Raw genomic sequence first — 26,754 nt, 5'->3', positions numbered from 1 at the left:
AATTAGTTCGCCTCCTTGACGGTTTTTTCCTTATTTTTTCGGATTTTAGACCAAAATTTCTTTAACAATAAACTTGTAGCTGTAAAATAAATGATAACTGCAATGATGGTATCGGCTATTTCGGGCGGAACATTTGTGTTGGCACTCATAAAGCCCTTCCCCACATGGAGAATACCGAAAAAGATGGAGCTTAAAGCAACACCTATCGAATTTCCGGCACCTAGAAGAGCAACAGCTATTCCGTCAAAACCTTGAGAGGGTAAAACACCGATCTGCATGTTAAGGGAATAACCTGCATAATAGGTTAAACCTGCAAGACCTGAAAGAGCTCCGGCAATCATCATAGAAAAGATAATATTTCTGTTTACCTTGATGCCTGCATATTCAGCTCCGCTCTTATTATATCCTGCAGCCTTCAGCTCAAACCCCAGAGTCGTTTTATCCAATATTATTTTTACAAGAATAATTCCTAAAATACCTAAAAATATACCGTAATTTATATACTCGCTTCCGAAGAGATTACTCAGCCATTCTGCCCTCAAAGTGTGTTCTACAGCAATGGAGCGGCTTTCGGTCTCAATAAATTCGGTCTTTAGATAAGCTTGAACCGAATAATAAACTATCCAATAAGCTATCCAGTTCATCATTATAGTAGAAACAACCTCATGTACATTGAATACGGCTTTTAAAAGACCGGGCAAAGCCGCCCAAATGGCTCCCCCTATCATTGCAGCTATTATTAAAACAAGCAACAAAACAGGGCGCGGCATTGAGCTGTTTAAGGCTATAAAGGTCGCAAAAAGACCTCCAATGAGCATCTGTCCCGAAGCACCGATATTAAAAAGCCCTGTTTTAAAAGCAAAGCTGACCGAAAGGCCTACAAACAAAAGAATCGTAGCCGTTGCAAGAGTGTTTCCTATACGTTCTATATTCATTAGGCCGCCCCGGAAAAGGTAGGAAAAGGCCGAAAACGGATTTGTTCCCGAAATAGCTATAAAAACGGCACCGGCAATAAGGCCGAGTAAAACAGCGGAAAAACTGATAATAAAATTGTTTTCGGCTATGTTAAAGTCTTTAAATCGTATTTTAAGCTTACTCATTTTTTCCTCCCATGCCGGCCATCATAAGCCCTACTTCTTCGGCAGTAGTTTCTTCGGGGCGTACAATTCCGCTTAAAGAACCCCTGTGCATGACTGCTATCCTATCTGAAAGGTTAAATATTTCGTCAAGTTCAAAAGAAATTAAAAGAACAGCTCTTCCGTTATCCCTGTGCTTTACGAGTTCCTTGTGGATAGATTCTATAGCTCCTACATCAAGTCCTCTCGTAGGGTTTACCGCTATTAAAAGAGGCGGATCAAGGGTAATTTCCCTGCCCAAAATCGCCTTTTGCTGATTACCTCCGCTCAAATCCCCTGCCTTGGATTCTATTCCTGAACCGGAGCGGACATCGAAGGCTTCGCTGATTTTTTGGGCAAAGCTTTTTATTTTTTCTTTATTTAAAAAGCCGTGTTTTTGGAAGTTTTGTGTGTAATAGGATTTTATGACCATGTTTTCGGCAATAGAATACTGTAATACAAGGCCGTGTTTTTGTCTGTCTTCCGGTACATGGCCTAAGCCCGATTCGGCTCTTTTTCTTACGGAAAAGTTTGTAATGTCTTTTCCGTCTAAAAGTATACTGCCGGACTCGACCGGCATGAGCCCTGAAAGGGCATAAACAAGTTCACTTTGACCGTTTCCGTCTACACCGGCTATGCCTACGATTTCTCCTGCCCTAACCTCAAGAGAAAAATCTCTTACGGCAGGCAGTTTTTTTTCTTTTAATACGTTTAAGTTTTTAATTTCAAGAATCGGCTTTCCCGGATTTGAAGGCCCTTTCGGAACCTTAAAGTCTACGGGACGGCCTACCATTTTGGAGGCAAGTTCATTTTTGGTTGTAGAAGCCACATCGACAACATCTATTAGTTTTCCACGCCGTATAATCGTACACTTGTCGGCTGCATCCAAAATTTCCTGTAATTTATGGGTAATAAGAATTATGGCCTTACCTTCTGCGGCAAGGTTCCGCATAATCTGCATAAGTTCGTTTATTTCTTGAGGAGTTAAAACTGCCGTAGGTTCATCGAAGATTAGGATGTCGGCATTCCTGTAAAGCATTTTTAATATTTCAACCCTTTGCTGCATGCCGACAGTGATATTGCTTATAAGAGCATCAGGTTCAATAAAAAGACCGTATTTATCGCTTAACTCTTTTATCCTTTTTTCGGCTTCTTTTTTGTTTAGGATAAAACCGCCTTCTTTACCCAAAATAATATTTTCGGTTACGGTAAAATTATGGATGAGCTTAAAATGCTGATGCACCATTCCTATCCCCAGATCATTTGCATCGTTGGGGCTGTTTATTTTTACCTTGTTTCCCTTTACATAGATTTCTCCTCTATCGGCATGGTAAAGACCGAAGAGGATACTCATCAGGGTAGATTTCCCCGCTCCGTTTTCTCCCAAAATCGCATGTATCTCTCCCTGTTTAACGCACAGGCTTATATCATCGTTTGCCACGATTCCGGGAAATTCCTTGCGGATATTTCTCATTTCAATCACATAATCAGAATGGGACAATTTGAACTCCTCAAAAAATAAGAAACGGCCCTCTTTCCTTAGAAAGGCACTTTCCTTAGAAAAGATCTTTCTTTAGAAAGAGGACTTTATAAACTTCTTTAAGTTTTATTTAAATAAATCACCTTGAGCTGCACTTACTACAATCTCGCCGTTCTTTATTTTTTGATAAATTTCGTTTACTTTTTGCTGTACATCATCGGAAAGGTTAGGATTTTTAGCAGGGATTCCTACACCGTTTTCTTTTACAGAGAACAGTAATGAGCGTCCGCCGGTGAATGTTCCGTTCAATTCTTCTTTAATCATATCATAAGAAGCCTTGTCAAGATACTTCATTGCAGATGTAAGAATTATAGAAGAACCGTCTCCTATGACACCTTCTGCGTATTGATCAACGTCAACACCTACTACCCAAACTTTTTTTCCTGCCTGAGTTCTGGTTTTAGCTTCATTTATAACGCCTACACCAACACCTCCGGCTGCAGCATGGATTACGGTAACGCCTCTGTCATACATAGAAGCTGCAAGCTGCTGCCCTGCAGCAATGTCGGAAAATCCGCCCTGATATATGAAGTTTTCAGGATAGATTTCAATTTGGGTACCAAGGTTTTCGTTTGCATATTTAATACCTTGCTGCCATCCCCAGTTAAATTTTTGTACTGCAGGGATTTCCATACCGCCGATAAAGCCGAAATTTCCGGTTTTTTGCTGCAAAGCAGCGGCAACACCGGCCAAGAAACCGGCTTCATTTTCTAAAAAGCTGATTCCGATTGTGTTAGGTCCGTTTTGGGCATCATATGCATCGGCAGGATGAGCATTTCCGTCGATTATGATAAACTTTGCATCCTTGTACTTGGACTGGGCCTTAAATACGGCCGTCTCAAATTTAAATCCGGGACAAACAATAAATTTATATCCTGAATCATATAGGTTTGAGATTTCTTTGATGTAGTCGGCCTCTGTCGTTCCGACAGGTTTTAAATATTTAACCTTTACACCAAGCTCACTTTCGGCTTTTTTAATACCTTCCCAAGTTCCTTGGTTAAAGGATTTATCGTCTATGGTTCCTGCATCCGTAACCATACCGACCATCAAAGCCTTTTTGCCTTCTTCTTTGCTGCAAGAAGTCAGCACCCCAAGAACTAGAAGACAACCGATGAAAATTTTAAAAATATTCTTCATAGAAACTCCTTTTTGTATGTTAATTGCTAAAAGTTACGAATTAAGTTTCTTATAGACAATTAATCTAACAAAGCGAGTAAATTATACACTGTTTTTAGATTTATGTCAAATTGTAAGAAGAAATCTTAACCGGAGAATCTAATCTTCATACTCCAGTTGAATATTCATTCTGTCTTTTGAAAGGATTGTTTCGGGGAAAACTTCTCTGGCATGGTCCAAAAGAACTTTAAGCTCGTTATCGGTGTATCTCGGACTGTAATGAATCAGGGCCATCTTTTTGACCTCGGCATCTTTAGCGATTTGAGCCGCCTGAGTACAGGTCATGTGTTTTTTTTCGGCAGCATCTTTTTCCATGCCTTTTTCAAACATCCCCTCGCATACAAAAAAGTCGGAATATTTTACTTCTTGAGCAATGGAGGGTAAATATTTTGTATCGGTTACAAAGCTGAATTTTCTGCCCTTTCTTTTAGGGCCCATAACATCTTCGGGGCGGATAGTTTTTCCGTCAGCGGAGACTACTTCATTTCCGCCTTGGAGTTTTGACCAAAGGGGCCCGCAGGGAACATTTAAAGCTCTTGCAGCTTCCGGATTAAATTCACCCGGCCTCTCAAACTCTTCAAAGGTGTATCCCATACAGGGCTTTGTATGATCCAGCCAAAAAGAACGTACCTGAAATTCCTCGGTAGAATAAACGACGCCCGGCTCCTTTATTTCTTTTACGATAATTTCATAATTGATATACATATCTAAAACTTTGCGGCTGGTTTCCACATATTCGGCAACCTTTGGAGGGCCTATTATGTAAAGAGGATCTTCCCTGTCAACTTGGGATGAAAGCATCAGAAGCCCCGGAAGCCCCGTTATATGGTCGGCATGAGTATGGCTTATAAAAATAGCATTGATTCTTTTCCAGCGCAAGTTTAGGCGGCGCAGGGCAACCTGAGTACCCTCTCCGCAATCAAACAAAAACAAATCGCCCTCACGGCGAAGCAAAACCGATGTTAAATGTCTATATGGAAGCGGCATCATTCCGCCGCAGCCTAAAATAAAAGCTTCAAGATTCATTGGAAGCCGATTATAAGCGATTTTTTACAAAAAAGCAAGGCATTGAAAAAACTGCCGGGAAAGAATTACTCGCCTTTGTTTTTAATCCAATAGTCGCAGTCTTCGTATCCGTCGGCAACGGTGTGTTCCCTGTAAAGAGTTCCGCCGAAATGTTCCATTACCGCCTTATCCGTTTCGCAAAAATACGGCATCAATTCACCGTATCCGTTCTTTTTTGCAAAATCGGCAATGGGGCATCCGATCAGGTGAATGCTGATTCCTTCTTTGTGATGCAGCGGGTTTATTTTCATTCCCCATGTATTGTTCCATGAGCCGTCTTCTTTGTGCTTGTTCAGCTTGCGTGCTCTTAGACCGAAAAGTCCGTGAAAGAGTTTTTGCACCAGCCTATTGTTAAGGTTGAACCGCGAAAGCTGACCGCCTTTTTTATTGCCGATCATCATACCGTAACACATAGCCGTAATTTCATCGGGCAGCATACTGCGGTTCATACATTCATAATACGCAAAAGCCGAAAGGGCTCCGTAAAAGTTTTTAGACATCGGATTGTCTTTGCCGCCGATACTCGGTGCATCATTTGCAAACTTTTCGTAGGTTTCAATAACCTCCCGATACTTCTTTTCAGCCTCATCAGGTTGAAATTTCTTATTCAGTTCATTCCTGATCCAATCCGCAGACATTTGCGGAATTTCAAAAATTTTTTCAGCTGTCATTTTCATTCCCCCATTCCTTTTGCATAAGTGCAATAATTCCTGTTTCATATATTTTTCCTATCATTTCCATACACCGGATAATTGTTTCCCTGTCCTTGTCCGAAATGATGAGCCTAAACAGTGTTGCAATATAACCTTCCATCAAGACTTCTATCGTCTGTTCTTTAATAGGGCGAATGGTTTTTTCTTCAATATTTTTTACGGTTTTATTGATAGTCACAGCATTTCGTCCGGCTATGGTATCAAGAAAATTCTCGTACTTTGTCCCCTTTGCCCCGTTTACAATGAGTTTTACGGCATCTCTATCCGCAATCAGAATATCAACGATTTTAGGAATATTCGGGTAGTAGACCTTGCCCATACCGTAGAGCCGTTCTTTTTTAGGCAAAGCATCCATCTCGCTTCTGATACGGTCAAGTACCTCCATCAAGTTATTTGCTACCGGATCGGTAATCGCGTAAAAAAGCTCTTCTTTTGAGTTGAAATAGCCGTATAATGCTCCGGGCGTAAATCCTGCTTCCGATACAATCTTCCTAAGAGGAGCCGCCTGATAGCCGTATTCAAGAAAATATTTTTTTGCACTTTTAAGTATCAGATCTTTTGTATCTTCCGTCCGCTTGCAGGCTTCCATCTTACCCTCCAATTATATTACTTAGTAATATTACTAAGTAATATAATACTCATTCTCGGCACACTTGTCAAGCCGATATTGCATAATTTTTTATATAGCCGTATTGAATATTTTGATAAAATTATGATAAGATTATGATATGAGAGTTTTTATTGGAGGTGTTAATGGTGCAAATAAGACCTGTTTCAGATTTACGAAATAAATTTTCAGAAATCGAGAATATTGTTATTTCAAATAAAAGTCCTGTATTTCTTACGAAAAACGGCTACGGTTCTATGGTACTAATGAGCCTTGATATGTACGAAAGTCTTACAGATAATGTGGAAAATAGACTTGATGAGGCTGATTTTCAGGCTGCTTCCACCAATGTTAGGCTTTCTCATGAAGATGTATTTTCTACTATTCGCTCTCGAATAAAGTTAGATTAATGAAAAAGTATATTTTGCGTTATCTGCCGTTAGCAAAACAGGATTTAGACGACATTATAACTTATATTCAAAATAATTTACAGAATCCTATTGCAGCAGAAAACACACTTTCAAAGATTGAATCTGCAATACTTGAAAGACTTGACAACCCGGAAGATTTTGCAATATGGAACTCAAAAAAACAACGGCCATATCCATACAGAAGAATAAATGTCGGAAATTATACAGTCTGGTATGTTGTAATTGATAACATTATGGAAATAAGGCGAATTTTATATTCAAGGCGTTACGAAGAAAATTTAATTTGATTGATTTTATAGGCATGCTAAAAAATCATTCTTTGCTACACCCCAACCTTCAATTTTCTCTCCCAAAATCCTAAATTCAGGTCTTGACAAATCACTTATCACAAAAAATTAATATAACTTTAATTTTTTCAGATGTAAAAACATCAGGTATTTCTGTGCAGCCAGCCAATAACCAAACAGCATCTTCAACCATGTATTCGTCAAATGTTTCACAAATTTGCTCATAATCATGACCTGCATCTTCAAAATCTTTATCTTTTGTCATTGCAGAAATCATACATCTGTTGCATTTAGCTGAATTATTTTTAAACAAATAATTTATTTTCGTTTTTAGTACATTAATTAGATTCTGTATAGTGTCTGCTTCTACAGAAATGACTTGTATTTTAGTATCAGGCCGATATTTTATGTCATGCAGACTCACAGTCATGTAGTTACCTATTTCTATTGAAATACAAAACTGTATGAGGTTTTCAAAATCAAAATCCGTAGCGGAATCCAGATGAAGATCAAACTTGCTTGTTAAGTTTTTAAATGAAGAATAAACTTTATCATCCGTATAATCAATTACCTCATCAAGACTTTTAATACAACCGATTATACAAGTTTCAAAACCATTACCTCTGTATTTGTCTATCAACTGCTCTACACTATTATGTGTCTGATTATTGTAACAGAAATACATAATTACGAAATCGAGGTGTTCATACATAGAAAATTCTATTTCAGCAATAAAAATGTCACCTTCATTCTTCCTTGTAATCTTATATCTCGATTCTTGATCTTTCTGATTCATAATTTGCATCTCCATGATACCATTATATTTTATCAGAATACTCAATATTAGTCTACTGCCTCACAGAAATCAATTTTGTAATATTTTTTAATAAAAGAGGTATTCATAAGAGCTATCTTATTTGAGCATTTTATGTTGACGCTTATCGGGTTTTCTGATATAGTGAAGAAATGGCCATAAGGATATTAGGTAGACACGCTAGCACTTGCAGAATGTTTTGTTTAAACCAACCTAATAATTTTTGACCAAAATAAAATGTTCTAGAAATGGAGGAAAGAGAAAAAATGACAGTATGGGCATTTGCGAAAATTGATAATACAGACGCAAGGAAAGCGGTATATGAATCAATCAAAAACGGCAAAAGTAGATTTGGATGGTCTTCTAGTGATAAAGATAATTTAAAGAAACACTGGAATGGAAAACACGCTTTCTTATTAAGTATTAAACCAGGAGATTGGATAGTACATGTCAATATGCCAAAATGGGGAATGTGTGTTGCAGCAGAAGTGGTAGGCGAATATGATTTTGATGATGGAGTAAAATGTAGTCGTGGAAATAATTTTAGGCATAATATCCCTATAGATGTTAAGACAATTGTTGAATTTAATAGGAGATCTGTTGAGATATTGCCGACTGTGAACTTAAATCCTCGACAGAGATATCAAAGAGTATATGCAGTTGCTGATTTTAAGCAATCAATAGAAAATATTAAAACGAATGCTGTTCAAAATAAAAAAACTGAAGATGAAACAAAAGGAATATTTTTCTTAAAAGAAAAAAGTAATGATATTTTAAAAAAAATAACAACTCTTATTCACGAAAATCATAAAGGGAAAAATCTTGAAAGATATTTTGCAAGAGTATTTAGGCAAATACCCAATGTAGTAGATGTAAATGAAAATGGCTTTGGCTGGAAAACAGATTATGGTGCAGATTTAATTGTAACAACCAGCACAACAATATCAAATATTCAGTTTGAAAATAAAATTGTCGTGCAGATAAAATCATATACTGGTGCACATTATGATTTAAATGCTGTGAGGCAAGTCGAAACAGCAATAGAAAAATTTGATGCATCTGCAGGAATTATTATCACAACCGCAACAAGAACAAAGGAACTTGAAAAAAAAGTTGAAGAAGTATCTCAGAAAATTGATAAACCAATTGAATTAATTGCCGGTGAGGATGTTGCAAAGTTTGTTATTAAATATGACAAGGAGCAAAGCCTGATATTTGATTTAAATTATTAAAATCTATCAATGCTTAATTCTCTGTGAGCAGATCCTAATCTTATTCACAGACTCGGTGCAACCGTAATCTGCTCATCCCGTATACTGCTGCTGCTCTTTTTCAGCAAGGCTTTTATTGCATCGGTTTTCACGGTAAAATGCACATCGGCATGTACATCTTCAAAAGCATTGTCTTCGATATCCGTTACAACAGCAGAGTCTATGATTACCGTTTTTAGCTTACTACAGTAGGAAAATGCATGAGCACCAATCGTCGTCACGTTATTAGGTATTATAACATTAGTCAAAAAACTACAGTCAAAAAATGCCATATCACCAATCTCAGTAACGGTATCGGGAATCACAACATCGGTTAAATTGGAACAGGCGGAAAATCCAAACGAGGGAATCTCAGTAACACCGTCAGCTATAATAACAGACTTCAAACCACTTGCTGCAGCTATCAGTTTTTTCTTATCTTTTGTGTAAATAATGTTGCCTTCACTACAATAAACAGGATTTTCAATATCAACACTAAGATGTGTTAAACGAGTGCAGTCGAAAAATCCCCATCCGCCAATATCGGTAACACTACCGGGTATAACAATATGCTCCAAACCGGCAGCCGCAGCTATCAGTTTTTTCTTATCTTTTGTATAAATAATATTCTTCTCACTACAATGGACAGGATTTTCACTATCAACAGTAAGCTTTGTTAAATGAGTACAACCGTAAAATGCATACTTAGCAATATCAGTAACAGTATTAGGTATGACGACATCGGTTAAAACGGAACAGGCGGAAAATGCATGCTCACCAATCTCAGTAACACCTTCAGGTATAACAACAGACTCCAAACCACTTGCTGCAGCTATCAGTTTTTTCTTATCTTTTGTGTAAATAATATTATTCTCACTATAATAGACAGTATTTTCACTACCAACAGTCAGATTTGCTAAACGAGTGCAGTCATAAAATGGTCCGCCAATATCGGTAACACTATCAGGTATCACAATATGCTCCAAACCGCTTGCTGCAGCTATCAGTTTTTTCTTATCTTTTGTGTAAATAATATTATTCTCAGTACAATAGACAGGATTTGCACTATCAACAGTAAGCTTTGTTAAGTTGATACAACCTGTAAAAACCATTGAACCTATCTCAGTAACACTCTTCGATATAGCAACACTTGTTAAGGCGGTACATGAGAAAAAAGACCACTTGTCAATCTTATGAACACTATCGGGTATCTTAACACTTGTTAAACCGGTGCAGCGGTAAAATGCCCCCATACCAATCTCAACAACACTATCGGGCAGCACAAGACTACCTATGAGCTTATTGGAATCAGTTACTCTTGTTAACATCCCGTCCGTTATTTCCAGCAACTGCAAATTTACTTTCTCTTCTGCTGTGAGCAGTGTTTTTATCTGTTTCATATTATAACACACCTTGTACAGCGGTATGTACACCGCTTAAAATAAACGTTTTATTATACATCATTTCCTGTATATTTACTACCCATTCGTAAAGTTAGCTGTATTACATTCTTTGCTACACCCCAATCTGTAATTTTGCTTTAAGGGCATTTTGCAATTCTTGCGAAAAATTAAGATTGGCAGTTTCGGCAGCTTCAAACATAAAAAACTTATTCTCATATCTTGACAATACAACTTATATATTGTATTATTTAAATATGACAGGTAAAGAAATAACCAAAATATTAAAGAAAAATGGATGGACTATTGATAGAATAAAAGGTTCACATCATATCTTTATTAAAGATGACAAAACTATTCCTGTACCTGTTCATGGAAGCAAAGACTTGCCGATAGGCACTGTAAAAAATATTTTCCGCCTTGCCGGAATTAAGGAGTGATGATGAAATACTACTGTACGTTAAAAAAAGAAGATGGAGTTTATTATGTTGCTTTTCCTGATCTGCCGCATGTCTTTACTTTCGGCTATACAAAAAAAGAAGCCTTAGAAATGGCAAGAGAAGCATTAAACGGAGTTTTAGAAAGTGAAACATCACGTGGAATAAAAATAGCTCTTCCTAATTTTATCTCCGAATATGCTGTTGAGGTTGAACCTAATATTGCATTTGCGATTATGCTTCGTAAAAACAGAGGAAATAAAACGCAAATTGAAGTAGCAGATAAACTCAATATATCGTATCAGCAATATCAGAATTTAGAGAATCCGAAAAAAACAAATCCAACCCTAAAAACAATAGCAAAATTGCAAAAAATATTTGACTATAAATTTATAAATTTTTAAACCATAAAAATTCTCCCCCAAAAAATTCCCAAATTCAAGACTTGACAAATCATCGCTTATACACTAGTATTACCCTATGGTAAAACTGATTTTAAACGGCTTGCAATTTAATTTTTCTCAAAGCTCAAATTCGATGTTGAAAAATACAGAGAAAAATGTTAGCCTAAGTTTACCCCCCCCCATTTTCTCTATTAGTTCTAATATCTCTAATCACTAGATTTTTATTTTATTTTTATTCTCATGTTAAAGAATTCTTTTTGTTAAATAATGCTTTCAATAAATTTCTTAATTATCAAAATTTTTCCTCATTAATAAATGCTAAGCCGGCTAAAACATGTTTGATTGACCTGTCGGTAAAAAGACGGGTAATGGAACCGATCAACATTTTAGATAAAAAATTAAATTGCAGTGAAAAACATTGCAAGAAGGATGGTTAAAATGAAACAGAAAAAAATAGTTTCAATGATTGGAATGTTGGTTGTGCTTATAGGTACAGTATTTATGATGACAGGTTGCCCGCAAGCAAATACATCAAAAACAGTGAAGCCTTTTGCCGTTTTAAAATCAGAAGATGGAACAGCAATTTTGACAATTAACACATTTGATAAAACAACAAACAAAGGTACATACACATTAGAAAAAGGCGGACAAACTGGAAAAGGTAATTTTGAAGTTGTAAATGATGGAGGTACATTCAAGGCAAAGATTACCAATGCAACATTTGCAGGAATTACACAACCTAATCAAACTATACCGTTTGTAAATAAAAAATTGACTATATTCGGTATTGGTACATTTGATTTTAAAGATATTTTATAATATTTAAAATTAGTCTTGATATGTGGATTCGTTCCGCAAACCTCTATATCAAGACTTTCCAAATTCGATAACATTTCAATCAATCAGTTTATAACGGCTGCAATAGGCGAAAAATTGACAGCACTACAAACCGAAAACTATCTTGAAAAACGGTCAAAAAAAGGCTCGAAAGAAAAGTTTTTGTCCGTTTTGGATAAAGTGCCGGACATCAAACCTGAAGAATATGATATGTACTTATAGAAGCTTATTTAAATCTCTTTTTAAATATATTTTCTATCTTTGATTTACCGTGCAAGCGATAGATATCAAAATCCGAATCTATGCTGATTATCCGATTGATTCCTCGCTCTTCTGCAGCGGCTACCAATGTTGCATCCGCAAAATCCATTGGCCTGTCGGAATATTTATTTATTAATTCGGAGATTCTCTTGATAGTGTTTTTATTAATATCATGAATAATAAGCCCTTTTTTCATTACCCATTCTAAAAAATTAATTTGAACTTTTATATTAAAATCAAGCATATACATTACTTCGGTTAATACTGCAATGGTTGATACAAATCTATAATTACCGTCTTTGATAAAGTCTATAACACTTAAATGATATTTATCGTCTTTATCAAACAAAGCAATAAGGGGACCTGTATCAATGAGGACGGTATTTAGCATTTATTTTCTCCTTGATTTTTTGCTTATAAGAAACCGATAGATTTGAGTTTCCGCTCCCGTATTTGCCGAAATATTCTTTTCCCAGCTCATACGAATCAATTTCCATTTCTTCATTGCGGAACAACATATCAAGAGCTTCTTTTATTAAATCGCTTTTATTCTTTTTCTTTACGGTAGATAGAAAATTAAGCCTTTGTTCATACTCTACCGGAAGTCTTACTGTTGTCATGGCAACCTCCGTATTACAAGTGTAATACAAAAAAATCGGCTTGTCAAGTACACGCACAAATCATCTCCCTCTTCCCCTAATCCCTTAGTTATGCTAAAATACTCTGAATACGATAATATTGATTGGGGGAAAGAATGCCGTATATTTTGGGAACAGCGGGACATGTAGACCATGGAAAGACTGCCTTGGTAAAAAGGCTTACAGGAATTGAAACCAGTCATCTGCCTGAAGAAAAAAAGCGGGGGATGACCATAGAGCTCGGCTTTGCTTCGCTTGAAGATCCTGTTCACGGTACTGTCGGCATAGTAGATGTTCCCGGCCATGAACGCTTTATCCGCAACATGGTTGCAGGCACATGGGGCTTGGATGCGGCTCTTTTAATAGTGGCAGCCGATGACGGCTGGATGCAGATGTCCTCCGATCATTTGCGTGTACTGAAGGCCATGAAGATAGACTCCATTCTTCTTGTAATCACAAAATCCGACCTTGCAGAAAAGGACATGCTTGAACTTCTAATCGAAGATGCCAATGCCCAATGCGAAAAAATAATCGGAAGGAAACTTCCTGCCGTCGCCGTATCTTCCCTTACGGGAAGCGGAATCGAGGAACTCAAAGCCGAAATTACAAAACTTCTTTCTTCATCAAAAAAGCAAAGCCCGCCTACTCCCTTTTTATATGTAGACAGGGTCTTTGTACTAAAAGGCATAGGAACCACCGTTACCGGAACATTAAGAGGAAAAGGCCTGCATACGGGCGACAGCTTGCAGATATATCCTTCAAATGAAGAATGTAGAATTAAATCGATACAAAACCATCATAAGGATGTGGAAAAAATAGACCCAGGTACGCGGACAGCCCTCAACTTAAAGCTGGGAGAAAAAACAAATCTTGAAAGAGGAATGCTCTTAGCTGAAAAGGATTCAAATTTTGTTTTAAGCGGAAAAGAACTTTTAGTACGCATCGATGAGGTGTTTACAAACAAGGAAGGGGGCTTTAAAAACCATGCCGAAATTGAAATAGCCCTTGGAAGTGCCCATGCAATAGGCAGCATTCACTTAAACCAATTCGACAGGAGCTTGGGCCGTCTTTCTTTAGAAGAACCCGTTGCTTCTGCTTGGAATCAAAGAGCCGTTTTAATAAGGCACGGAGGAAGCGAAATTCTAGCCTCGGCCAGAGTGCTCGCAAGTTTTCCAAGCTATAAAAGAGTTCAGTTTAAGGAAGCCTTTGAGGTTTACAGGGATAAGGAACTTCCTTCAATTCACAGCTACAAGTTTAATATTGAAGGCTTTGTCGAGGATACTAAAATCAAAACCCAAGAGCTCACATCGGATAAGAATGAAGTTATCGAGTATGGTTCTTGGCGTTTTTTAAAAAAGCGGCTTGAGTTTTGGGAAAATAAAATTTTAAAAACGGCTCAAGAAAGTCAGGCAGGTTTTACCCTTGAAGAAGTGGACTTACCTGTTCCGCAAAGGGTAAAAACTACAGTATTAAAAAAACTTTGCGATGAAAAAAAACTGGAAAAAGAAGCTCATATTTATAAACTGAGCGGAAGAACGGGCGAAGATATTTCTAAAAATGCAAAGGCCCTTTTGGATGCAGCCTTTAAGGCTGGCTTTGAAGGCATCGAAATAGACAAGATAAAACTTCCTCAAGCCCGAAAAGAAGCCAGAGACCTGATAAAATTAGGTAAGCTTATCTGCCTTGAAAACTTTTTACACTACCATACGGATTTTTACAAAAAGGCCGTAAATTCATTATTTGCAAAATACAAAACAGGGGATAAGATTTCTATAGCCGATGCACGGGAGGTAACCGGCCTTTCCCGCAAATACATTCTTCCGATTCTTAACCTTCTCGAAAAAGAAGGCAAGCTAAAAAGGCAAGATAACGACAGAATTGTATTGTAAATAGTGGTGGTAAAAATTTTTATTCGGTTTCGGCAAGGGCACGCGAAATGCTAAAAGCAAAATCTCCTATTTTTTCCAAGTTGCGGACCATGTCGATATACAAAAGCTCAGCCTTTACGTTTGCACCTTTTTCCAAGCGGGTACGGGCAAGATGTTTTAAGTGTTGCCTCATCGCATCGATAGATTCTTCCATTTCGTGGGCCATTGCAAGCTGCTCAGCTGCAAGAGGCTTATTTAAGTGTTCGTGAACAAAATGAATAAACTGATTTACAATCCCCATATAGGGCAAAAGTTTATCCATATCGTCTTGGCTGATGGGCATCTTTAATTCTATACTTCGGTTTATAAAAAGACCTAACTCAAAAATCTGATCGGTCATATTTTCTATATCATCTACAATACCGAGCATAAGGCGTACATTCTTTCTGTTTTTTTCGGATAAAGAAAGCTGAGAAGTTTTAATAAGGTATACAGAAAGCTCTTCCTGCATCTGATCGGTATAATCTTCTTTTTCAGTCAACTGCCTTATCACAAATTCTCTTGAAACGTTTTCTTCCTTGCTTAAAAGAGAACGTAAGAGACTGAACATTTCCCGTACAATACCGGACATCTTTAGAATTTCAACCTCGGCACGAAGCACATAGGCCTCCGTGTTTTCTTTCATACCGGGTGCTTGAAAGGTAAGAACATAGCGGGCAGGCTCTTCATCTTCTCCGGGTTTAATAAGCCGGCACACAAATTTTGCAATTTGATTTACAAACGGAATGGCAACAAGAGTGTTGATTAGATTGAACAAGGTATGGAACACTGCAATTTTAGTCATAAGACTGCTTGAAGGGCAAATCAAATCCACTAAGGATAAAAACGGTGTAAAAAGAATTAGGGTAAAAATACTTCCTGCAACATTAAACAAAACGTGTACGGCCGCCGCCCTCCTCGCATTAAGCTTTGTTCCTATTGAGGCCAATACCGCATCTACGGTAGAACCGACATTGCTTCCTAAAACTACGGCTGCAGAAAATTCCCAGCCCACTATCCCTGTATGAGCCATTGTCAAAAGAACGGCAGTTGTCGCACTCGACGAATGAAGAAAAACAGTAAGCACAAAACCGAGGATAACGCCGATTATAATACTATGAATACCTGTCTGCTTAAAAACCGAAAAAAGGGCAATCTGTTCACCCGAAATATTCGGAACAGCGGAAGCCAAAAAATCCAAGCCCGTAAAAAGGAGACCGAAGCCCATGATGGCTTCACCCAGATTGTCTTTTTTAAGTTTTTTAAAAAAGGTTAAAAAATAACCTATTCCAAAGGCGGGAATAGCTATGCTTGCTATAGAAAATTTAAAGCCGAGAAGTGAAACTATCCATGCAGTAACGGTCGTACCTATGTTTGCACCGAAAATTACGCCTATAGCCTGTTGAAGACTCAACATCCCTGCATTGACAAATGAAACGGTCATAACGGTTGTAGCACCTGAGGATTGAACAATACCGGTAACAACTATACCCGTCAAAACAGCTAAAAATCTGTTTCCCGTCATAAAATTGAGTGTACGGTGTAAACTTTCGCCGGCACTTTTTTGAATACCGTCACTCATCATCTTCATTCCGTATAAGATTAAACCTAAACTTCCAAGCATCTGGAATACAAGAGAAACTACAGACATGAAACCAGTATATCAAAAAACGGAAGAATTTTCAATCCACGCATGACAAATAGGGCGTATTTAAAAATAAGAAATCAAAACTGCAATAAGATAAAGGCGGATTGAAGGCAAGATGCTATACCTGTTCTTTCATTGGAGGTTCAACAGACCTATCGGAAAATGCTTTTCCCAGCAAAATAGGCACAATCATGGAGGAAACGATAATCAGCAAAATGACCGGTGTAAAGTATTCGGCTTTAACCATCCCGGCCGCAAGTCCCTTTTGAGCTACAATGAGGGCTACTTCACCGCGCACCATCATTCCCAGCCCTATCTGGAGCGATTCCTTCCGCTTAAAGCCCAGAGTCAATGCCGAACCGCCGCAGCCGATTATTTTGCTGATACAACCGACAAGCACAAAGGATAATGAAAACCATAGTAAGTTCATATTCAGTCCGCTTAAGTCCGTTTTAAGTCCGATAGCGGTAAAAAAGATAGGGCTAAAAAACATATAGGAATTGATGTCTATTTTCTTTTCCACATAGGAAGCATCATGCAAGTTGCACAATACAACCCCTGCAACATAGGCACCGGTAATATCGGCAATACCGAAAAATCGTTCGGTACAATAGGCAAAAATCAACGCAACCCCTAGCCCGTAAATCGAAATACGGTGAGTATGAGGATGCCTCTTATCATACCATTTGAAGATTCGGTAAATCACATAGCCTACTACCAGCGAAGCGGCAAAGAACGCTGCCGTTTTTATAATAAGTCCGAGGTAGTCGCCCTTACCGGAACTTGCACCGAGTACAACCGTTAATGCAATAATGCCTAAGACATCATCGATGATTGCGGCACTGATAATTGTTTGTCCGACTTCCGAATTTATCTTTCCCAGCTCTTTCAATGCAGCAACGGTAATGCTCACCGAAGTTGCCGTCAAAATAGTCCCGATGAATAGGGCTTGATAAAATACGGGGGTTCCAAAACCGTCGAAGCCCCAAAAACCTAAGGCCATAGCCGTACCTAAAACCAATGGGACGATAACGCCGCAGGCAGCGATCACTGTGGATTTGATACCGGATGCAACAAGTGATTTTAAATTAGTACCCAATCCGGCGGAAAACATAATCAGGATAACGCCGATTTCCGACATATATCCGATAAACTGATTGGTTTCGGCATAGATAATGTTCGGTTCGACTCCGCCGAAATTACGAAAAAAAGGCAGGTAGCGTAATAAAAGCCCTGCAACAATTTCACCGGCAACTTGCGGAATATTCAGTTTTTTTGCAAGAAGGCCGAGGTACTTTGCAACAATAACGATAATTCCAACGGAAAGGACGATTTGCAAAGCAATTTCGCCAATAGGTATTGCACCAGCAGACATAAACAGCTCCCATTTTTAGTCCATTATATCACAGTATCATTTATTCGTATAGTACCGCATTGCTGCACATAACTACGGTAAGATTTTTACATCCACGCTTGACAAATAGGGGGTATTTTTAATAGACTATAATTATAGGAGAATTTTAGTCATTATGAAACTTTACAGTAGAAGACAAACCTTTGTATTTTCGCTCATTGCAGCCTTGATTTTTGCAAGTGCCGGTTTTTTTGCCGGTATAAAATACAATACAGGAAACGCCGGCTTAAATGAAATTCAAAGTGAAGCCTCAAACGGCTCTGCCGATTTTGAAAAAAATGCAGAAGACGGATTTGCTCAGACGGAAACTTCACAAAATTTAAATATGCAGCAGCATGGAAATATGGCTGCTTTAAGCACTTCAAATGAAACAGGCTACATGGGCTATACTCCAGCCGAATCGCAGAATATTCATGTATACGAATCGACCAATGAAGCTGTCGTAAACATAACCACCGAAACCATGGGAGTAAACTGGTTTTTTGAGCCCGTTCCCGTTGAAGGCGGCTCAGGTTCGGGTTCCATAATCGACGAAAGCGGATTGGTACTGACCAACACACATGTAATTGCAGAAGCTTCAAAGATTTTTATTTCTCTTTCTGACGGAAGTCAGTACGAGGCAAAAGTAGTGGGAACAGATGAGGAAAACGATTTGGCGGTTTTAAAATTCGATCCGCCTAAAAATATTAAACTTACGGCAATAAAATTCGGCGACTCAGCCAATTTAAAAGTCGGCCAAAGAGTTTTAGCTATCGGAAATCCTTTCGGACTGGAAAGAACTCTTACAGACGGAATAGTTTCGGCATTGAAACGCCCGATTCAAAACGATAAAAATATTATCATCAAAAACATGATTCAAACAGATACGGCAATTAACCCCGGAAACTCAGGCGGCCCTCTTTTAGACACTCAAGGAAGAATGATAGGAATAAACACTATGATTTATTCCACATCGGGAAGCTCGGCCGGAGTCGGCTTTGCAGTTCCAGTAAATACGGCTAAAAGAGTCGTTGCAGATATCTTAAAATACGGAAAGGTTATCCGCGGTTCTATCGATGCCGATTTGGTTCAAGTTTCAGGAAGACTTGCCTCTTATGCAAAACTCCCCGTTTCTTACGGGCTCCTTGTTTCCGAGGTAAAAAAAGGAAGCAATGCGGCAAAGGCCGGCCTTCGCGGAGGAAATGAAGCGGTGCGTTCAGGAGTGGGCAGATACAGTTCCGTCTTTTACATAGGCGGCGACATAATCGTCGAAATAGGCGGACAAAAGATAAATAACATAACCGATTATTACTCGGTACTGGAGGATAAAAAACCCGGTGAAACGGTGAAGGTTAAAATTATCAGAGGAAAAAAACTTGTCGATTTAAACTTAACCTTATCGGAACGAAATTAAGAGCCGATGATCGATTTAAAAAAACTCTTTAAAAAAATTTCATGGAAGATTAAAGGAGTCTCGGTTTATGCCCTTGTCGGTGAAAGCGGAACCGGAAAGAGTTTTAGGGCTCAACTGCTTGCCGAAAAATACGGTATTAAGCTCATCATCGATGATGGGCTTTTAATCTATAACGATAAGATAATTGCAGGCCGATCTGCAAAAATGGAAAAAACTTTTTTGGCAGCTGTAAAGGTTGCCCTATTTGACGATAAAAAACATAGAGATGGGGCGGCAAAGGCTTTACAATCCCATAGCTTTAAAAAGATTTTAATATTGGGAACTTCCGAAAAGATGGTAAACAAGATTGCCGCCCGCCTTCAAATTCCTCAACCTCAAAAAATAATTAAAATTGAAGACATTGCAAGCAGAGAAGAAATTGAAACTGCAATGAGGTCAAGGCGGGTTGAAGGAAAACATGTTATACCTGTTCCTTCATTGGAAGTCCAAAGAAACTATCCGAAAATATTTTACGATAAGATAAGGCTCTTTTTTAAAAAGAAAAAAACGCCCTTTGTAGGAACCGAACAATCAAAGCTTTTTGAAAAATCCGTAGTCCGCCCGGAATTCTCAAAAGTCGGTACGGTCGAAATATCCGAATCCGCTCTAACTCAAATGGTGTTTAATTGTATTGAAGAGTACGATAAAGAAGTAGTTATTAAAAAGCTCAACATCAAAAAAGAAGAAGGCGGATACAGACTTGATCTGACTGTTGATATTCCTTTTGGAACACAGCTGACCGGAAAGATCAATCAGCTCCAAAAATATATAATCGAACAAATAGAGCGGTACACAGGTATATTGATTATTCAGATAAATGTTATAATCGATAAAATAATCAACAGGGAAGATTCTAACCCTTAAAATCCAAACCTATTAGATAGGTTTCAAAACTTGAACTGCGGCACGCTTCCGGCTTAAAGGCCCTTGCCGTCTTAAAACATTTTCGTAAATTGTTTAAGTGGATCTGCTGATCTCCGCCTTGGAATATCTTTACGACAAAAGAACCGCCTTGTTTAAGCTGCTCTTGAGCATAATAAAGCGCAAGCTCTACCAAACCTGAAGAACGGGCCGTATCAACGGTTTTGTTTCCTGTTGTTGCAGGAGCTGCATCACAGATAACAGCATCATAAGGCCCCAATTCTTTTACCGATTTTATAATTCCCTTATCGAACATATCGCCTTGAAAAAAATTAAGCCTCTCATCATAGACTGAAGAATCCAAGGGCTTTAAGTCGACGGCAGTTACCCTTCCCTCCTTATTTAAAAAGCGCAAAACATAGACAGTCCAGCTTCCGGGAGCCGCTCCCAAATCCAGTACCTTATCATTAGGAGAAAAAAGATTAAATTTTTTATTTATCTCTTCAAGTTTGTATACGGAACGAGCAGGATAATTTTCGGCAAAAGCTTTTTTTGACCAATAATCAGGTTCGCTGTATTTATTTTTTGCCATTTGATTTTTCCTTTTTGGATTGATTTTCTTTTTCTTCCAACATTCGGGAAGTATCATCTTTAATCTCCGCCTCATACTCATCAAGTTTTCGATGGAGGGTCCTTCTGCCTATTCCCAAAATATCGGCTGTCTTTGATTTATTGTTATTTTGGTTTGCAAGAGTCTGTAAAATAATTTGCTTTTCGGCTTCGGCCATATTTACTCCCATAGGTATACGGATTGAAGAAGCCTCCGCCTTTTCGCGCAAGGTTTCCGGTAAGTCGTCAAAGTGAATTACATTATCGGAGCTCATTACAACGGCACTTTGAATACAGTTTTGAAGCTGCCTTATATTTCCGGGCCATTCATAATTATAAATTGCAGCTCTTGCACGAGGCTCTATAGAATCTATTTTTTTACCGTTCTCCTCGGCAAAGTCTTTGATAAAGGCAGCAGCCAAAAGAGGAATATCCTCCTTTCGTTCACGCAAGGGAGGCACGTGAATATGCACTACATTCAATCTAAAATAAAGATCTTCCCTAAAATTTCCTTTTTTTATTTCTTCTGCCAAATCCCTATTTGTTGCGGCGATTATCCTTGTATCTACGCTGAGAGTTTCAGAACCTCCTACCCTCTCAAACTTTTTTTCTTGAAGAACACGCAAAAGTTTTACCTGTATCATTTGGTTGACTTCGCCTATTTCGTCCAAAAAAAGAGAACCGCCGTTTGCAATTTCAAAGCGGCCTCGGCTGCGTTGTACGGCCCCTGTAAAGGCTCCTTTTTCATGGCCGAAAAGTTCGGACTCCAAAAGGCTTTCGGCAAAGGAAGCACAGTGGACTTGAACAAAGGGCTTATCCTTACGGTTTGAAAGATTATGAATGGCCTGAGCAATCAATTCTTTTCCGACTCCCGTTTCTCCGGTAATTAAGACGCTGGCCTTTGTAGGAGCAACTTTTTTTATATTCTCAAAAACCTTTTCCATAAGAGGGCTCTTGCCTATAATATTTTCAAAACTTTGTTTGGTTTCAATGTCATGTAAAAGTGCCCTATTTTGAAGAACAAGGGCCCTGTTTTGTAAGGCTCTTTTTACTAAAAGAAAAAGGCGTTCCAAATTCAAGGGCTTGGTTAAAAAATCATAGGCCCCCATCCTCATGGCTTCAACAGCCGTTTCTACCGTACCGTGTCCGGTTAAAACAATTACGGGAACTCCCGGGGTTTTTGAAATAACTTCACGTAAGACCTCTTCGCCGCTTATTTCAGGCATTTTTAGATCGGTAATTACAAGGTCGACTTCGTCTTTTAAGGCAATATCCAAACCTGTTTTTCCGTTATCGGCAGTAATTACTTCATAGCCTTCATCTTCCAAGGCCATTGCAAGGCCTTCACGAATATTTTTTTCGTCATCAATAACTAAAATACTGAATTTCATTTTATATCCTTTACCGAATCAAAATCAAAAGTTTTATCGGAGAGTAAAAGCATTGCACCCTTACGTTCTATCGGAAGAGAAAATTTAAAACTTGTTCCCATGCCGTAATCCGAATAAACATTTATGTCTCCTCCATGTTCTTTTATAACCTTATAAGTCATGGTCAGCCCCAAACCCGTTCCGTCATGTTTTGTCGTAAAATAAGGCTCAAATATTTTATGCATATCTTCGGGTAAAATACCCTGCCCTGAATCCGAAATAGTTACAATAATAAAATCGTTTACTGCCTTTGTCGATATATCCAAAAAGCCTCCATTCGGCATTGCGGCTTTTGCATTTGTTAGGACATTCATAAATGCCTGCCGTAAAAATCTTTCATCGCCTTGAATCTTAGGAAGCTCCTTTGAAAAGCTAAGAGAAATAGCTATACCGCTGTCATTAAACTCGTCAAAAAAAGTATCGTATAAATTCTTTAAAAGGACATTTATATCTACCGGAACAAACTCGAATTTTAAGGGACGCACGGCAAACAAAAAATCCACAACGATTTTATTTAGCCTTTCAATTTCTTCTTCGATAACGCCTATGTGTTTTTGAGCTTTTTGGTTTATGGATAAATTACAGGCCGTAAAATTTTTCTTTAAAAGCTGTAAATGAATGCTGATTGCTGCAAGAGGATTTTTTATTTCGTGAGCAACGGCAGCTGCAACATTTGTAAGGCTTGCAAGATTTTCAAGACGGCGGTTTTTAATTTCTTCAATTCTTTTTTCGGTAATATCCGCAATCATAATTATCGTACCTTTAATTTTTTTTTCGTTTACCAAGGGAAGAACCGAAACTTCAATATATTTATTTTTACCTTCAGGCTTATCGGCTTTGAGGTTAAACTCTTTTGAAGTTTGTCCGCTTTCATTTTGAATAACCGAAGAAACAAAGCCGGCAATATCTTGAATCTTTATATGTTCCCAGACATTTTTTTCATGGCCTTCTCCTAAAGCGGAACCGCCAAGTGAGGAGCTTCTAAGAGAGGTTCCTCTAAAAGAGGTTCCTAAAATTCTTTCTGCAGCCCTATTCGATTTTATAATCTTATTTTCGGAATCTGCAACTATAACGCCGTCATTTAAAGAATCCATTACTGAATCCAATAGAGAATACTCGTTTGCAAGCAGCTTTACAAATGTACGCAGCTGAGCTTCATTCATGCTTGGGGATTTTTGTATTCCCCTTCTCATAAACTCTCTCATATAAGTTTTTCCTTAATTCCTTCTGCTAAGTTTTCTAAAGCGGCTTGAGGAGAAATATTAAAAATATCTACGGCAGCTTCGGCATTTTTTATTAAAGCCGTTATTTTAAAATAAGATTCAAGTTCCAAGGCGGAACATTCTTCATTTTTTAAGCCGTCTTGTAAAAAAAATAAAAGACTGTTTAAGAACAAAATATAAATCGTATGAGGCTTACATTTATTTAAAATATTTACAATATTTGAAACCGTACAATTTGAATTGTCATACTTGTTTTTATTTTTGTAATTTGAGATCGAATTATAAAGAGCCGAGGGGAGAATTTTATTTTGCCTGTCTATGAGCAAAAAAACATACTCATAAAATAAGGATGCCGCATTTTGAATCGTACGAAAACTTACCGGTAAAAAACCGTAAAGGTAGGAGCTTAAAAGATTGAACTTACCGAAGGGTTCATGGCAAGGCTCTCCTTTAAAAACCCGCCTTATAACTTCTTCTTGGGATTTTTTATCTCTTTCTTTAAAAGTATAAGTGCGTACCCTTGACAGTATCGTCGGAATAATCGCTCCCCGATGAGCGGTAGTTAAAACAAAGACGGCATAAGAAGGCGGCTCTTCTAAAATTTTTAAAAAAGCATTTCTAGCACCTTCCTGCATCTTATCGGCATTTTCGACAATCAATACTTTTTTGATTCCAGAAGGCATTAGGCGTACCCATGATGAAGCCTTTCTAACCTGATTTATGGGAATAGTATCGTACATACATTCGTCTTGAAGTTTTGCGGATTTTAAAACAAGAGCCTCCGCAGTTTTGTTAAGCACCTTGTCATCTATAGTTTCGATAGGGCCGGAACATAGATCGGCTAGGAGTTCTTCAATCTCTGCAATGACGGGGGCGGCTTTAACGAATCTTGTTTCATCCGTATCCCAAAGACGGGGATCGAATCGAGCAGTAAGTTTTCTAATAGCCCGCAAAAATAAGTATCTCGAAGAAAGAGTTTTTGTTTTTAATAAGGTCTCGCAGGCAGCCTTGATTTCGGGGCTGTGGTCCCGTGCTCCCAAAATAAGAACATCGGGAGCAATCATCTCTTTTTGCCTCAAGCATGAAGAACAGGTACAGGTCCACTGTCCCGATTCGGTACAAGAAACGGAACGGGCAAGCTCAAGGGCTGCGGTCAGCTTCCCGGAACATTCAGGCCCCGAAAACAAAATCGAAGGCGGAAGTTTTTTTTGTTTTATATCTTGAATGAGCCTAAGCCCCGCTTCTTGATCTATGAGATTTTCAAACATCTACAACTCCTATAAAAACTTTTTGCAGCAAATAGCAATTTGCGAAAAAAGTTTTTTCAAGTAGTTTTGCTTTATGCAAAACTACATACAATAATGCGATGTTTTGTACCGTAGGTACAAAACTCGCCAGATAAACAGTGAGGCTGAATTTCTGCCGAACTGTTTATCATACCCCCTATAAAAACTTTTTGCAAGGTTTATCCAACTCCTAAAACTGCTTAGTTATATCTAAAATAAATGGAGAAAGGATTTTCGCAAAAATGCTTTCACTTAATATTTTATCGAATGAAACAAAGGTTTGAATATTTATGAGCATGAGGATAACTCCTATTACAATCAAGCCTTCTACAAGGCCCAGACAAAAACCCAATGACCTGTCCAAATTTTTTAATGACTCGCTTGAAAAAAGGGAGCCTAAAAAAACTTGAACCAATTTTATAATCAAATAAACGGATAAAAATAAAATCAAAAAAGCTATCACGGCGGATAAGGCCTTTTCGCCAAGAAGCTCGGTAATTACAGGGGTAAGCAATTTATAAAACAAAAAAGCTATAAGCCCGCCGACAATAACCGCAGCCTTTGAAAAAAACTCGTCTATAAAACCGGTTACTGTAACCTTAATAACAAAAAAACTTAATATAATCAAAAAAACTATATCGGCACTTCCTATCCGCATTTAATTATTCTCCACCATTTAATAATCCTCATCTATTTAAAGTTCCTAATCCTTAACGGTAAAAAAATTTTTTAAAAAGTCCGCAATTACAATGGCCGGTTTTTCACCGGCTAAGGCAGCAGAGTCCAGAGCCATATTTTTTAGCCTTTCGTTTCCGCTTATGTTTTCTTCAAAACCAAGCTCCCGTAAAAGCCTTATAAAAATATCGGGCCTTACATCTTCACCCAAAAGAATTTCTGCGGCACCTTTTTTCTTAAAGAATTCGGCATTTTCTATTTGATCGCCGCGGGAGCTTCCCTTTTCAAGAGGAACCAAAATCATAGGCTTACCGGCAGCTGCCGATTCCCAAACCGTATTGGCACCTGCCCGCGACACCACAATCGAAGAAAGGCTTAAAACATCGGCCATCTCTTTTTTTATAAAGGGATAGGGTTTATAGTTTTCTGCAAATTCGGGGGAAGATCTTAAAAGGCCTTCTTTAATTTTTTGTCCCTGATCCATATTGGCTTCCCCAATCTGATGAACCACAACAAAATGCTTTACAAGATATTCGATTGAATCTGAAATCAAATCATTTAACTGTCTTGCACCTAGACTTCCGCCTAAAACAAACAAAACAGGTAAGTCCGATTTTATGTTTAAAAAGGAGAGCCCCTTTTCAGGCCTGCCCGAATAAAAACTTAAGCGGACGGGATTTCCGGTACATATAACCTTTGAGCGGAGAGAGGCCGGTAAGAGCTCCGCCGTTTCTTGATATGAAACCAAAATACGATTTGCAAATTTAGAATTAATCCTTGTTGCAAGGCCGGGCGAAAAATCACACTCGTGAGTGATAACCGGAATTTTTAAGAATTTTGCAGCGGCACAGGGAGGAACCGAAACAAAGCCGCCTTTAGAAAAAACAAAAATAGGTTTTAACTTTAAAAGAATAAAAAAGGACTTTATAAAGCCTGCTGCAACCTTAAAAACATCTATAAAGTTTTGAAAACTAAAATACCGCCTCAATTTTCCGGCAGGAATACCTATGAATTCAAGAACTGAAGGAGAAGCCGAGTAAAGCTCGGAAGATTCAACTATTTTGCGGTCAACTCCCTTAGCAGAGCCGAGCCAAACTATTCTACATTCCAAAGAAGAGCTCAAGGCCTCGGCAACGGCAAGTCCGGGAAAAATATGCCCTCCCGTTCCGCCTCCGGTAAAAACAACACATTTCATAAATATAAGTGTATCACAATGACACAATTTTGAAAAGGGCTGCAAAAAACTTCTACACATTCCTTTGGTTTATTTTCAGTTTTTAATTTAACCGTT

The 26,754-nt window shown here is 38.2% G+C and carries 28 protein-coding genes and 1 pseudogene; 10 read left to right on the top strand and 19 right to left on the bottom strand.

From position 1 onward, the window contains the following. Window positions 1-2: 2 nt before the first annotated feature. The 6 genes from E4N80_RS03350 to E4N80_RS03325 all read right to left on the bottom strand — a co-directional run bounded on the left by E4N80_RS03350 (window position 3) and on the right by E4N80_RS03325 (window position 6,201). Complete coding sequence (locus E4N80_RS03350; protein ID WP_253700438.1) at window positions 3-1,100, bottom strand: ABC transporter permease; 1,098 nt, start codon at window positions 1,098-1,100, stop codon at window positions 3-5. Next, window positions 1,093-2,616, bottom strand: a complete 1,524-nt coding sequence (locus E4N80_RS03345; RefSeq protein WP_301338671.1) for an ABC transporter ATP-binding protein — start codon at window positions 2,614-2,616, stop codon at window positions 1,093-1,095. Before E4N80_RS03345 ends, E4N80_RS03350 begins: the two co-directional genes overlap by 8 nt. A gap of 105 nt (window positions 2,617-2,721) precedes the next feature. Then, complete coding sequence (locus E4N80_RS03340; RefSeq protein ID WP_253700436.1) at window positions 2,722-3,795, bottom strand: BMP family lipoprotein; 1,074 nt, start codon at window positions 3,793-3,795, stop codon at window positions 2,722-2,724. A 138-nt stretch (window positions 3,796-3,933) separates the two neighbouring features. Beyond that, the gene (locus E4N80_RS03335) at window positions 3,934-4,860 is read right to left on the bottom strand and encodes a ribonuclease Z (RefSeq protein ID WP_253700434.1); all 927 of its coding nucleotides are present in this window, start codon (window positions 4,858-4,860) and stop codon (window positions 3,934-3,936) included. A gap of 65 nt (window positions 4,861-4,925) precedes the next feature. Beyond that, window positions 4,926-5,570, bottom strand: a complete 645-nt coding sequence (locus E4N80_RS03330; RefSeq protein WP_187115669.1) for an L-2-amino-thiazoline-4-carboxylic acid hydrolase — start codon at window positions 5,568-5,570, stop codon at window positions 4,926-4,928. Further along, complete coding sequence (locus E4N80_RS03325; protein ID WP_253700432.1) at window positions 5,560-6,201, bottom strand: TetR/AcrR family transcriptional regulator; 642 nt, start codon at window positions 6,199-6,201, stop codon at window positions 5,560-5,562. The genes E4N80_RS03330 and E4N80_RS03325 overlap by 11 nt, the downstream gene beginning before the upstream one ends. A gap of 164 nt (window positions 6,202-6,365) precedes the next feature. Between E4N80_RS03325 and E4N80_RS03320 the strand changes: the two genes are divergently transcribed. Both E4N80_RS03320 and E4N80_RS03315 read left to right on the top strand, forming a co-directional pair. Then, window positions 6,366-6,629: a type II toxin-antitoxin system Phd/YefM family antitoxin gene (locus E4N80_RS03320; RefSeq protein WP_010695990.1), complete on the top strand. Its 264-nt coding sequence runs from the start codon at window positions 6,366-6,368 to the stop codon at window positions 6,627-6,629. Then, on the top strand, window positions 6,629-6,937 hold the full coding sequence (locus tag E4N80_RS03315) for a type II toxin-antitoxin system RelE/ParE family toxin (RefSeq protein WP_010695989.1): 309 nt from the start codon (window positions 6,629-6,631) through the stop codon (window positions 6,935-6,937). The genes E4N80_RS03320 and E4N80_RS03315 overlap by 1 nt, the downstream gene beginning before the upstream one ends. Window positions 6,938-7,028: 91 nt before the next feature. On the opposite strand, the gene E4N80_RS03310 is transcribed toward E4N80_RS03315, so the two are convergent. Further along, a complete protein-coding gene (locus tag E4N80_RS03310; RefSeq protein ID WP_253700430.1) occupies window positions 7,029-7,733 on the bottom strand; it encodes a hypothetical protein in 705 nt (234 codons plus the stop codon). A gap of 266 nt (window positions 7,734-7,999) precedes the next feature. Here E4N80_RS03310 and E4N80_RS03305 point away from each other — a divergent pair, with 266 nt between their 5' ends. Further along, on the top strand, window positions 8,000-8,983 hold the full coding sequence (locus E4N80_RS03305; RefSeq protein ID WP_253700428.1) for a restriction endonuclease: 984 nt from the start codon (window positions 8,000-8,002) through the stop codon (window positions 8,981-8,983). Window positions 8,984-9,027: 44 nt separating this feature from the next. Here the strand turns inward: E4N80_RS03305 and E4N80_RS03300 are convergent, their stop codons facing one another. Then, the gene (locus E4N80_RS03300; RefSeq protein WP_253700426.1) at window positions 9,028-10,401 is read right to left on the bottom strand and encodes a leucine-rich repeat domain-containing protein; all 1,374 of its coding nucleotides are present in this window, start codon (window positions 10,399-10,401) and stop codon (window positions 9,028-9,030) included. A gap of 115 nt (window positions 10,402-10,516) precedes the next feature. After that, window positions 10,517-10,591, bottom strand: a pseudogene (locus E4N80_RS03295) (type II toxin-antitoxin system HicB family antitoxin); the annotation flags it as partial. 67 nt (window positions 10,592-10,658) lie between these two features. On the opposite strand from E4N80_RS03295, the gene E4N80_RS03290 reads away from it, so the two are divergent. From E4N80_RS03290 to E4N80_RS03275, 4 genes are all read left to right on the top strand, one after another. Beyond that, window positions 10,659-10,841 (top strand): type II toxin-antitoxin system HicA family toxin, encoded by a 183-nt coding sequence (locus E4N80_RS03290; RefSeq protein ID WP_253700425.1) that lies wholly within the window; start codon window positions 10,659-10,661, stop codon window positions 10,839-10,841. Between the two features lie 2 nt (window positions 10,842-10,843). Next, complete coding sequence (locus E4N80_RS03285; RefSeq protein ID WP_253700423.1) at window positions 10,844-11,242, top strand: type II toxin-antitoxin system HicB family antitoxin; 399 nt, start codon at window positions 10,844-10,846, stop codon at window positions 11,240-11,242. Window positions 11,243-11,680: 438 nt separating this feature from the next. Beyond that, window positions 11,681-12,061 carry a hypothetical protein gene (locus E4N80_RS03280; RefSeq protein ID WP_253700422.1) on the top strand — a complete coding sequence of 127 codons (381 nt, stop codon included), beginning with the start codon at window positions 11,681-11,683 and terminating at the stop codon, window positions 12,059-12,061. A gap of 15 nt (window positions 12,062-12,076) precedes the next feature. Beyond that, the gene (locus E4N80_RS03275) at window positions 12,077-12,301 is read left to right on the top strand and encodes a hypothetical protein (protein WP_253700420.1); all 225 of its coding nucleotides are present in this window, start codon (window positions 12,077-12,079) and stop codon (window positions 12,299-12,301) included. A 4-nt stretch (window positions 12,302-12,305) separates the two neighbouring features. On the opposite strand, the gene E4N80_RS03270 is transcribed toward E4N80_RS03275, so the two are convergent. After that, a complete protein-coding gene (locus E4N80_RS03270) occupies window positions 12,306-12,731 on the bottom strand; it encodes a type II toxin-antitoxin system VapC family toxin (protein WP_253700418.1) in 426 nt (141 codons plus the stop codon). Further along, window positions 12,709-12,960: a hypothetical protein gene (locus tag E4N80_RS03265; protein ID WP_002690512.1), complete on the bottom strand. Its 252-nt coding sequence runs from the start codon at window positions 12,958-12,960 to the stop codon at window positions 12,709-12,711. Before E4N80_RS03265 ends, E4N80_RS03270 begins: the two co-directional genes overlap by 23 nt. Window positions 12,961-13,094: 134 nt before the next feature. Here E4N80_RS03265 and selB point away from each other — a divergent pair, with 134 nt between their 5' ends. Continuing rightward, window positions 13,095-14,867, top strand: coding sequence for a selenocysteine-specific translation elongation factor (gene selB, locus E4N80_RS03260; protein ID WP_253700416.1), 1,773 nt, complete (start codon window positions 13,095-13,097; stop codon window positions 14,865-14,867). A 19-nt stretch (window positions 14,868-14,886) separates the two neighbouring features. On the opposite strand, the gene E4N80_RS03255 is transcribed toward selB, so the two are convergent. Continuing rightward, window positions 14,887-16,536, bottom strand: coding sequence for a Na/Pi cotransporter family protein (locus tag E4N80_RS03255; RefSeq protein WP_253700414.1), 1,650 nt, complete (start codon window positions 16,534-16,536; stop codon window positions 14,887-14,889). A gap of 115 nt (window positions 16,537-16,651) precedes the next feature. Next, entirely contained in the window at window positions 16,652-17,908 is a 1,257-nt protein-coding gene (locus tag E4N80_RS03250) for a cation:proton antiporter (RefSeq protein WP_253700412.1), read from the bottom strand. Between the two features lie 154 nt (window positions 17,909-18,062). Between E4N80_RS03250 and E4N80_RS03245 the strand changes: the two genes are divergently transcribed. After that, window positions 18,063-19,340, top strand: a complete 1,278-nt coding sequence (locus E4N80_RS03245) for a S1C family serine protease (protein WP_253700410.1) — start codon at window positions 18,063-18,065, stop codon at window positions 19,338-19,340. Window positions 19,341-19,346: 6 nt separating this feature from the next. Then, window positions 19,347-20,243 (top strand): P-loop NTPase family protein, encoded by an 897-nt coding sequence (locus tag E4N80_RS03240; RefSeq protein ID WP_253700409.1) that lies wholly within the window; start codon window positions 19,347-19,349, stop codon window positions 20,241-20,243. Here the strand turns inward: E4N80_RS03240 and E4N80_RS03235 are convergent. The 6 genes from E4N80_RS03235 to murG form a co-directional block, all read right to left on the bottom strand. Further along, complete coding sequence (locus E4N80_RS03235) at window positions 20,233-20,832, bottom strand: SAM-dependent methyltransferase (RefSeq protein ID WP_002683439.1); 600 nt, start codon at window positions 20,830-20,832, stop codon at window positions 20,233-20,235. The genes E4N80_RS03240 and E4N80_RS03235 overlap by 11 nt on opposite strands. Beyond that, window positions 20,819-22,240 carry a sigma-54-dependent transcriptional regulator gene (locus tag E4N80_RS03230; protein WP_253700408.1) on the bottom strand — a complete coding sequence of 474 codons (1,422 nt, stop codon included), beginning with the start codon at window positions 22,238-22,240 and terminating at the stop codon, window positions 20,819-20,821. Before E4N80_RS03230 ends, E4N80_RS03235 begins: the two co-directional genes overlap by 14 nt. Next, a complete protein-coding gene (locus tag E4N80_RS03225) occupies window positions 22,237-23,484 on the bottom strand; it encodes a two-component system sensor histidine kinase NtrB (protein WP_253700407.1) in 1,248 nt (415 codons plus the stop codon). Before E4N80_RS03225 ends, E4N80_RS03230 begins: the two co-directional genes overlap by 4 nt. Then, a complete protein-coding gene (locus E4N80_RS03220) occupies window positions 23,481-24,770 on the bottom strand; it encodes a DNA polymerase III delta subunit-related protein (protein ID WP_253700406.1) in 1,290 nt (429 codons plus the stop codon). The genes E4N80_RS03225 and E4N80_RS03220 overlap by 4 nt, the downstream gene beginning before the upstream one ends. A gap of 208 nt (window positions 24,771-24,978) precedes the next feature. Beyond that, window positions 24,979-25,446, bottom strand: coding sequence for a CvpA family protein (locus E4N80_RS03215; protein ID WP_002683442.1), 468 nt, complete (start codon window positions 25,444-25,446; stop codon window positions 24,979-24,981). Window positions 25,447-25,491: 45 nt separating this feature from the next. Further along, on the bottom strand, window positions 25,492-26,658 hold the full coding sequence (murG, locus tag E4N80_RS03210) for an undecaprenyldiphospho-muramoylpentapeptide beta-N-acetylglucosaminyltransferase (protein WP_253700405.1): 1,167 nt from the start codon (window positions 26,656-26,658) through the stop codon (window positions 25,492-25,494). Between the last annotated feature and the right edge of the window lie 96 nt (window positions 26,659-26,754).

Origin of the sequence: Treponema denticola (genome assembly GCF_024181605.1) — a bacterium.
GTDB lineage: Bacteria > Spirochaetota > Spirochaetia > Treponematales > Treponemataceae > Treponema_B > Treponema_B denticola_B.
The sequence above is the reverse complement of the archived record's forward strand: the minus strand, read 5'-3'. Positions and strand labels throughout refer to the sequence as shown.

What these genes read in the sequence shown, in the direction of transcription:
- E4N80_RS03225 (WP_253700407.1), bottom strand. Translation starts at nt 23,484, where the DNA reads ATGAGAGAGTTTATGAGAAGGGGAATACAAAAATCCCCAAGCATGAAT.
- E4N80_RS03330 (WP_187115669.1), bottom strand. Translation starts at nt 5,570, where the DNA reads ATGACAGCTGAAAAAATTTTTGAAATTCCGCAAATGTCTGCGGATTGG.
- E4N80_RS03290 (WP_253700425.1), top strand. Translation starts at nt 10,659, where the DNA reads ATGACAGGTAAAGAAATAACCAAAATATTAAAGAAAAATGGATGGACT.
- E4N80_RS03350 (WP_253700438.1), bottom strand. Translation starts at nt 1,100, where the DNA reads ATGAGTAAGCTTAAAATACGATTTAAAGACTTTAACATAGCCGAAAAC.
- E4N80_RS03300 (WP_253700426.1), bottom strand. Translation starts at nt 10,401, where the DNA reads ATGAAACAGATAAAAACACTGCTCACAGCAGAAGAGAAAGTAAATTTG.
- E4N80_RS03310 (WP_253700430.1), bottom strand. Translation starts at nt 7,733, where the DNA reads ATGAATCAGAAAGATCAAGAATCGAGATATAAGATTACAAGGAAGAAT.
- murG (WP_253700405.1), bottom strand. Translation starts at nt 26,658, where the DNA reads ATGAAATGTGTTGTTTTTACCGGAGGCGGAACGGGAGGGCATATTTTT.
- E4N80_RS03315 (WP_010695989.1), top strand. Translation starts at nt 6,629, where the DNA reads ATGAAAAAGTATATTTTGCGTTATCTGCCGTTAGCAAAACAGGATTTA.
- E4N80_RS03235 (WP_002683439.1), bottom strand. Translation starts at nt 20,832, where the DNA reads ATGGCAAAAAATAAATACAGCGAACCTGATTATTGGTCAAAAAAAGCT.
- E4N80_RS03240 (WP_253700409.1), top strand. Translation starts at nt 19,347, where the DNA reads ATGATCGATTTAAAAAAACTCTTTAAAAAAATTTCATGGAAGATTAAA.
- E4N80_RS03265 (WP_002690512.1), bottom strand. Translation starts at nt 12,960, where the DNA reads ATGACAACAGTAAGACTTCCGGTAGAGTATGAACAAAGGCTTAATTTT.
- E4N80_RS03220 (WP_253700406.1), bottom strand. Translation starts at nt 24,770, where the DNA reads ATGTTTGAAAATCTCATAGATCAAGAAGCGGGGCTTAGGCTCATTCAA.
- E4N80_RS03305 (WP_253700428.1), top strand. Translation starts at nt 8,000, where the DNA reads ATGGAGGAAAGAGAAAAAATGACAGTATGGGCATTTGCGAAAATTGAT.
- E4N80_RS03245 (WP_253700410.1), top strand. Translation starts at nt 18,063, where the DNA reads ATGAAACTTTACAGTAGAAGACAAACCTTTGTATTTTCGCTCATTGCA.
- E4N80_RS03320 (WP_010695990.1), top strand. Translation starts at nt 6,366, where the DNA reads ATGGTGCAAATAAGACCTGTTTCAGATTTACGAAATAAATTTTCAGAA.
- E4N80_RS03215 (WP_002683442.1), bottom strand. Translation starts at nt 25,446, where the DNA reads ATGCGGATAGGAAGTGCCGATATAGTTTTTTTGATTATATTAAGTTTT.
- E4N80_RS03230 (WP_253700408.1), bottom strand. Translation starts at nt 22,240, where the DNA reads ATGAAATTCAGTATTTTAGTTATTGATGACGAAAAAAATATTCGTGAA.
- E4N80_RS03325 (WP_253700432.1), bottom strand. Translation starts at nt 6,201, where the DNA reads ATGGAAGCCTGCAAGCGGACGGAAGATACAAAAGATCTGATACTTAAA.
- E4N80_RS03280 (WP_253700422.1), top strand. Translation starts at nt 11,681, where the DNA reads ATGAAACAGAAAAAAATAGTTTCAATGATTGGAATGTTGGTTGTGCTT.
- E4N80_RS03270 (WP_253700418.1), bottom strand. Translation starts at nt 12,731, where the DNA reads ATGCTAAATACCGTCCTCATTGATACAGGTCCCCTTATTGCTTTGTTT.
- E4N80_RS03335 (WP_253700434.1), bottom strand. Translation starts at nt 4,860, where the DNA reads ATGAATCTTGAAGCTTTTATTTTAGGCTGCGGCGGAATGATGCCGCTT.
- E4N80_RS03340 (WP_253700436.1), bottom strand. Translation starts at nt 3,795, where the DNA reads ATGAAGAATATTTTTAAAATTTTCATCGGTTGTCTTCTAGTTCTTGGG.
- selB (WP_253700416.1), top strand. Translation starts at nt 13,095, where the DNA reads ATGCCGTATATTTTGGGAACAGCGGGACATGTAGACCATGGAAAGACT.
- E4N80_RS03255 (WP_253700414.1), bottom strand. Translation starts at nt 16,536, where the DNA reads ATGTCTGTAGTTTCTCTTGTATTCCAGATGCTTGGAAGTTTAGGTTTA.
- E4N80_RS03285 (WP_253700423.1), top strand. Translation starts at nt 10,844, where the DNA reads ATGAAATACTACTGTACGTTAAAAAAAGAAGATGGAGTTTATTATGTT.
- E4N80_RS03250 (WP_253700412.1), bottom strand. Translation starts at nt 17,908, where the DNA reads ATGTCTGCTGGTGCAATACCTATTGGCGAAATTGCTTTGCAAATCGTC.